This window comes from Streptomyces sp. XM83C, from assembly GCF_023072675.1.
Classification (GTDB): domain Bacteria; phylum Actinomycetota; class Actinomycetes; order Streptomycetales; family Streptomycetaceae; genus Streptomyces; species Streptomyces thermocoprophilus.
This window is the reverse complement of sequence record NZ_JALLGL010000011.1, coordinates 37683-44639: the sequence shown is the minus strand read 5'-3', so window position 1 is coordinate 44639 and position 6957 is coordinate 37683. Positions and strand designations below refer to the sequence as shown.

The window sequence follows — 6957 nt, the reverse complement described above, 5'->3', positions numbered from 1 at the left end:
CCCGGCGCCGGAGCGTCCGGCGTTCCCGGTCGATCGTGCACACCCGCTGTGGCTACGGCCGCCACAGCGGGTGTTCGCGTTCCGCCCACTCCCGGCCGACCGTGCCGGCGCGGCCTCAGCTCGTGGGGTCATCGTCACGTCCGTTCGAGCGGCCGACCCAGGCGTCGACGTCGTAGCCGCGTCGCTCCCAGTAGCCGGGTTCGACCTCGTCGGTGACGGTGATGCCGGAGAGCCACTTGGCGGACTTGTAGAAGTACATGGGGGCGACGTAGAGGCGGACGGGGCCGCCGTGGCTGTGGCCGAGGTCCTTGTCCTGCATGCGCAGCGCGACGAGGACGTCGGGGCGGCGGGCCTGGTCGAGGGTGAGGCTCTCGGTGTAGGCGCCGTCGAAGCAGGTGAAGCGGACGGCGCGGCCCTCGGGGCGCACTCCGGCGGCCTCCAGCAGCCTGGACAGCGTCACGCCTTCGAAGGGTGTGCCGGGCACACGCCAGCCTGTGACGCACTGGACGTCCCTGACCAGCCGGGTCTGCGGCTGGGCCCGCAGGTCGGCGAGGGTGTAGGTGCGGGGGCGGTCCACGAGGCCGTCGACGGTGAGGCGGTAGTCGGCGGGTCCGCGGTGCGGGACGGAGGCGGTGACGGAGTAGTAGCGGAATCCGCCGCCGTTGGGCAGCAGGCCGGTCAGTCCCGTGGGGTCCTTGCCGGAGGCGGCGCCGAGGAAGGCCTCGAGGCCGCGTTGGAGGACGGGCGCGGTGACCACGCCGAGGGCGCCCAGGCCGAGGGTGCCGAGGAGGACGCGGCGGCCGACGGGCCGTCCTTCCTCGGCGGGTTGCGGGGTGTTCACGTATCCATTCGAACACTCGGGGGCGTGGCGCAGAAGGGTCTCGCGGTGGGCGTCAGACTTCCGTAAGGCCTGCCCGGCGGGGCCGCCGCACGCCGAGTGCGCGGTCGCGGGCGGTGTGGAAGGCGCGCTCGGCGAAACCCGCGCCGCCGGGGTGGCCGTCGTACACGAAGACGGTCGGCAGGAGCGTGTCGGGGTGGAGCGGGACCGACACGCCGCCGATGTCCCAGCGGTCGCAGGTCGCGAAGAGGGGCAGCATGCCGATGGAGGCGTGCTCGGCGGCGTGCAGGGCGCCGCCGAGGATCTCCGGGGTGATCCGGGCCTCGTCCAGCTGGTCCTCGGTGACCGTCCACCACACCGCGCGCGTGCGCAGCGTGCGCGGAGGCAGATCGAGTTTCGTCTCGCCCAGCACCTCGCCGGTGATCAGCCGTCGGCGGAGAAAGGAGACCACCTGGTTGGTGACTTCGACGGAGCCGTAGCACAACCGGCCCTCGCCCCAGGGCACTTCGACGTCCGTCTCCAGCACGGAGACGGAGGTGGTGTCGCGGGCGACCGTCGAGTACGGCGGGGCCGCCGCCTCGACGAGGGCGACGGAGTCCTCCAGGTCCAGCGACCGCACGAGATAGGTGCGGCCCTGATGCAGGTGGACGGCGCCCTCGTGGACGGTGGTGTGCGCGGCGCCCGCGTCGACCGTGCCGAGCAGACGGCCGGTGCCGGACTCGACGATCTGCACCGGCCGGCCGCCCTCGCCGCGGATGTCGGTGAGGTCGGCGGCCCGCTCCCGGCGTGTCCAGTGCCAGGCCTTCGTCCGGCGGCGCAGCAGCTTCGCGGCCTCCAGCTGGGGCAGCAGCTCCGCGCCGGCGGGGCCGAACAGGGCGAGGTCGTCCTCGGTCAGGGGCAGCTCCGCGGCGGCGGCGCACAGATGCGGGGCGAGGACATACGGATTGTCGGGGTCGAGGACCGTCGATTCCACCGGACGGTCGAACAGGGCCTCCGGATGATGGACGAGATACGTGTCCAGCGGGTCGTCGCGGGCGATCAGGACCGCCAGGGCGCCCTGTCCTGCGCGGCCCGCGCGGCCGGCCTGCTGCCACAGCGACGCGCGCGTGCCCGGGTATCCGGCGATCAGGACGGCGTCCAGACCGGAGACGTCGATGCCCAGCTCCAGGGCGGTCGTCGCGGCGAGCCCGAGCAGCTCCCCGGAGTGCAGGGCCTGCTCCAGGGCGCGCCGCTCCTCGGGGAGGTAGCCGCCGCGGTACGCCGCGACACGCCGGGCCAGTGAGCGGTCCACCTCGGCGAGCCTTTCCTGGGCGATCACGGAGATCAGCTCGGCGCCGCGCCGGGAGCGGACGAAGGCGACCGTGCGGACGCCCTGCACGGCGAGGTCGGTGAGGAGATCGGCCGTCTCGGCGGTGGCGGTGCGCCGGACGGGTGCACCTTTCTCGCCGTGCAGCTCGGTGAGCGGCGGTTCCCACAGCGCGAACACCAGTTCGCCGCGAGGAGAGGCGTCGTCGGCCACCTCGACGACCGGCAGACCGGTGAGTCGGCGCGCGGCGACCGCCGGTTCGGCGGCGGTGGCCGAGGCCAGCAGGAAGACGGGGGACGAGCCGTAGCGGGCGCACAGGCGGCGCAGCCGGCGCAGCACCTGGGCGACGTGCGAGCCGAAGACTCCGCGGTAGGTGTGGCACTCGTCGATGACGACGTACCTCAGCGTCTTCAGGAAGGAGGACCAGCGGGGGTGGGAGGGGAGGATGCCGCGGTGCAGCATGTCCGGGTTGGTCAGCACGTAGTTCGCGTACTGGCGGATCCATTCCCGTTCCTCGAACGGAGTATCGCCGTCGTACACGGCCGGCCGCACCGCGCTGCCCAGGCTGCCCGCGAGCTCCTTCACCGACCGGCACTGGTCCGCCGCCAGGGCCTTGGTGGGCGCCAGATAGAGCGCGGTGGCGCCGCGCCCGTTGGGGGCCTCGGCGCCGTCCAGCAGCGCGGAGAGGACCGGCACGAGGTACGCCAGGGACTTGCCGGAGGCGGTGCCCGTGGCGACGACCACGGAGTCGCCGTCCAGGGCGTGCTCGGCGGCCTCCGCCTGGTGGGCCCACGGGTGCTCGATCCCGCACGCCTGCACGGCCGCGACGACCTCGGCGCGGATCCGGTCCGGCCAGACGGCATGCCGACCCGCCCGCGGGGGCAAGTGCTCCGTATGAGTGATGCGCGACGCCCGGTTCGGCCCGGATGCGAGCCGGTCCAGGACCGCGCCCGGAGCGGGCCCGGACACGGGTTCCGACGAGGGTCGATCGGATCGGTGATTCTTGGCCATCGGCACCGAGTGTGTCACTGGCGTGACGGACAATGGAGTCAAGGCGTCGTGCACGCCTGCCGGTAAGTGATTGAATGCCATCGCGGCTGGCGAACCGTCCTGGGGGCTTCAAGCCGAGGTGTCCCGAGGGACGACCGCTCGATAGCAAGGTGCTGGAGGATCCGTGGACCTGTCCCTGTCGACCCGTACCGTCGGCGATCGTACGGTCGTCGAGGTCGGTGGCGAAATCGACGTATATACCGCGCCCAAGCTGCGCGAGCAGCTGGTCGAGCTGGTGAACGACGGGAATTTCCACCTCGTCGTCGACATGGAGGGCGTGGACTTCCTCGACTCCACCGGGCTCGGCGTGCTGGTCGGCGGTCTGAAGCGTGTGCGTGCCCACGAGGGCTCCCTGCGCCTGGTCTGCAACCAGGAGCGCATTCTGAAGATCTTCCGCATCACCGGTCTGACCAAGGTGTTCCCGATCCACACCTCGGTCGACGAAGCGGTGGCGGCCACCGACTGACGACCGCGCCCGGGCCCGGCCCGGGACGGCTGGTTGACCCGCAGGGGGGCCGGGCTCGACACGGCCCGGCCCCCCGACATCGCACGCCCGAAGTACCGAGGGGGATGCATGGCCACCGTTGAACTCCGCTTCAGCGCGCTTCCCGAGCACGTCCGGACCGCCCGTCTGGTGGCGGCAGCGGTGGCGCGCAGGGCCGGGGTGGACGAGGCCGTCCTCGACGAGGTCCGGCTCGCCGTCGGTGAGGCCTGCTCCCGCGCTGTCGGGCTGCACCAGCTCAGCGGGGTGACCGAGCCCGTGAAAGTGGCGCTGATCGAGGAGGAGAAACAGTTCTCCATCGAGGTCGGTGACGAGGCACCGCACCAGGTGCCGGGCGGCCAGGCCGCCGACGGTGCCGAGACGGACGCCGAGGAGGACGAGATGGGCCTCGCGGTCATCAGCGGCCTCGTCGACGACGTCGAGGTCACCACCGGCGAGCGGGGAGGCCTGATCCGTATGACCTGGCCGACCACCCCCCCGCCGGCCGCCCTCGACTGACCGCCGCACCGCACGACCACCACCCGAAGGGCCCCCTCGTGGGGCCCTTCGGCGTGTGCGGATGTCAGTACCCGCCCCTACAGTGGTGCATGGCGAGTCACCCGGGAACAAGCCGTAATGGTCACCACGCATTTCGTGAATTCCTTCACGATCAACGGCGTCCATTCGACAGCAAACAGCCGCGCTCAATGCTTTCAGGGCATTACTTGTACGCGGAGACCAATTCTGTTTACCGCGCCCTGTTTTGATCAGCGCGGGGTACCTACAATCCCGTGCACATCTTGAGCTCAGCCCAAGCGTCAAGGAGGACGAATGGCGGGGCTTTCCACCACAGATCAGTCGGGCCACTTCACGGCCCTCGCAGCCGCAGTACTCACCGATGACAACCGGGTCCTCGTGACCGTCATCGGCGTTGTCGCACTGGCCGCGCTCGTGGTCGCGGGCGTACTGGTGCGCCAGGTGCTGGCGGCCGGCGAGGGCACCGACAGCATGAAGAAGATCGCGGCAGCCGTCCAGGAAGGCGCCAACGCCTATCTGGCCCGGCAACTGCGCACGCTCGGCGTATTCGCCGTCGTCGTGTTCTTCCTGCTCATGCTGCTGCCCGCGGACGACTGGAATCAGCGTGCCGGGCGATCCGTGTTCTTCTTGATCGGTGCGGCGTTCTCGGCGGCCACCGGCTATATCGGCATGTGGCTGGCCGTACGCAGTAATGTGCGCGTCGCCGCCGCGGCACGGGAAGCGACTCCCGCGGAAGGCGAGCCGGAAAAAGATCTCACCAGCGTCTCGCACAAAGCCATGAAGATCGCTTTCCGTACCGGTGGCGTCGTCGGCATGTTCACGGTGGGGCTCGGCCTGCTCGGCGCCTCCTGCGTGGTGCTGGTGTACGCGGCCGACGCGCCGAAGGTGCTGGAGGGCTTCGGTCTGGGCGCGGCGCTCATCGCGATGTTCATGCGGGTGGGCGGCGGCATCTTCACCAAGGCCGCCGACGTCGGCGCCGACCTGGTCGGCAAGGTCGAGCAGGGCATTCCGGAGGACGATCCGCGCAATGCCGCGACCATCGCCGACAATGTGGGCGACAACGTCGGCGACTGCGCCGGGATGGCCGCCGACCTGTTCGAGTCGTACGCGGTGACCCTGGTCGCCGCGCTGATCCTCGGCAAGGCGGCCTTCGGCGACTCCGGGCTGGCGTTCCCGCTGCTGGTGCCCGCGATCGGTGTGCTCACCGCGATGATCGGCATCTTCGCGGTCGCGCCGCGCCGCGCCGACCGCAGCGGCATGACGGCGATCAACCGCGGCTTCTTCATCTCCGCGGTGATCTCGCTGGCGCTGGTGGCCGTCGCCGTCTTCACCTATCTGCCGTCGAAGTACTCCGACCTCGACGGGGTCACCGACGAGGCGATCCTCGCCAAGAGCGGCGACCCGCGCATTCTCGCGCTGGTCGCGGTCGCCATCGGCATCCTGCTGGCCGCGGTGATCCAGCAGCTCACCGGATACTTCACGGAGACAGGGCGGCGCCCCGTGAAGGACATCGGCAAGACGTCCCTGACCGGCCCCGCCACCGTCGTCCTCGCCGGTATCTCCGTCGGCCTCGAATCGGCGGTCTACACGGCGCTGCTGATCGGGCTCGGTGTGTACGGGGCGTTCCTGCTCGGCGGTACGTCGATCATGCTGGCGCTGTTCGCGGTGGCGCTCGCCGGCACCGGCCTGCTCACCACGGTCGGTGTCATCGTCGCCATGGACACCTTCGGTCCGGTCTCCGACAACGCGCAGGGCATCGCGGAGATGTCCGGCGACGTGGAGGGCGCGGGCGCCCAGGTGCTCACCGACCTGGACGCCGTCGGCAACACCACGAAGGCCATCACCAAGGGCATCGCCATCGCGACCGCGGTCCTCGCAGCGGCCGCGCTGTTCGGGTCGTACCGCGACGCCATCACCACCGGTGCGCGGGACGTCGGCGAGAAACTCTCCGGCGACGGCGCGCCGATGACGCTGATGATGGACATCTCCCAGCCGAACAACCTGGTGGGTCTCATCGCGGGCGCCGCCGTCGTGTTCCTCTTCTCCGGGCTCGCGATCAACGCCGTGTCCAGGTCGGCGGGGTCGGTGGTGTTCGAGGTGCGCCGGCAGTTCCGGGAGAAGCCCGGGATCATGGACTACTCGGAGAAACCGGAGTACGGCAAGGTCGTCGACATCTGCACCAAGGACGCCCTGCGGGAGCTGGCCACACCCGGTCTCCTCGCCGTGATGGCGCCGATCTTCATCGGGTTCACGCTCGGGGTCGGGGCGCTCGGCGCGTATCTGGCGGGCGCGATCGGCGCGGGCACGCTGATGGCGGTGTTCCTCGCCAACTCCGGCGGTGCCTGGGACAACGCCAAGAAGCTCGTCGAGGACGGACACCACGGCGGCAAGGGCAGTGAGGCGCACGCGGCGACCGTCATCGGCGACACGGTCGGCGACCCGTTCAAGGACACCGCGGGGCCCGCGATCAACCCGCTGCTGAAGGTGATGAACCTGGTGTCGCTGCTGATCGCCCCCGCCGTCATCAAGTTCTCCTACGGCGACGACAAGAGCATCGGCGTCAGGATCCTGGTCGCGGCGATCGCGTTTCTGGTGATCGTCGGCGCGGTGTATGTCTCCAAGCGGCGCGGGATCGCCGTCGGCGACGACAGCGAGGCCGAGCGGTCGTCCAAGTCAGCCGATCCTGCGGTGGTTTCGTAGCCGGAGAGGGGAGCGTCCGGAGCAACCGGCGGGCGTACGGCGCTG

General features: G+C 70.6%; 5 protein-coding genes. 3 read left to right on the top strand and 2 right to left on the bottom strand.

Translation table 11 applies throughout. The features are described 5' to 3' along the window. Positions 1-115 precede the first annotated feature (115 nt). The gene (locus MTQ10_RS02865) at positions 116-841 is read right to left on the bottom strand and encodes a molybdopterin-dependent oxidoreductase (protein ID WP_247461840.1); all 726 of its coding nucleotides are present in this window, start codon (positions 839-841) and stop codon (positions 116-118) included. Between the two features lie 52 nt (positions 842-893). Continuing rightward, on the bottom strand, positions 894-3236 hold the full coding sequence (locus tag MTQ10_RS02860) for a DEAD/DEAH box helicase (RefSeq protein ID WP_247461838.1): 2343 nt from the start codon (positions 3234-3236) through the stop codon (positions 894-896). 82 nt (positions 3237-3318) lie between these two features. Between MTQ10_RS02860 and bldG the strand changes: the two genes are divergently transcribed. The 3 genes from bldG to MTQ10_RS02845 all read left to right on the top strand — a co-directional run bounded on the left by bldG (position 3319) and on the right by MTQ10_RS02845 (position 6912). After that, positions 3319-3660 (top strand): anti-sigma factor antagonist BldG, encoded by a 342-nt coding sequence (bldG, locus tag MTQ10_RS02855; protein WP_009189842.1) that lies wholly within the window; start codon positions 3319-3321, stop codon positions 3658-3660. 108 nt (positions 3661-3768) lie between these two features. Next, positions 3769-4194, top strand: coding sequence for an ATP-binding protein (locus MTQ10_RS02850; RefSeq protein WP_247461837.1), 426 nt, complete (start codon positions 3769-3771; stop codon positions 4192-4194). Between the two features lie 312 nt (positions 4195-4506). Continuing rightward, positions 4507-6912, top strand: a complete 2406-nt coding sequence (locus tag MTQ10_RS02845) for a sodium-translocating pyrophosphatase (protein ID WP_247461835.1) — start codon at positions 4507-4509, stop codon at positions 6910-6912. Positions 6913-6957 lie beyond the last annotated feature (45 nt).

What these genes read in the sequence shown, in the direction of transcription:
- MTQ10_RS02860 (WP_247461838.1), bottom strand. Translation starts at nt 3,236, where the DNA reads ATGGCATTCAATCACTTACCGGCAGGCGTGCACGACGCCTTGACTCCA.
- MTQ10_RS02850 (WP_247461837.1), top strand. Translation starts at nt 3,769, where the DNA reads ATGGCCACCGTTGAACTCCGCTTCAGCGCGCTTCCCGAGCACGTCCGG.
- MTQ10_RS02845 (WP_247461835.1), top strand. Translation starts at nt 4,507, where the DNA reads ATGGCGGGGCTTTCCACCACAGATCAGTCGGGCCACTTCACGGCCCTC.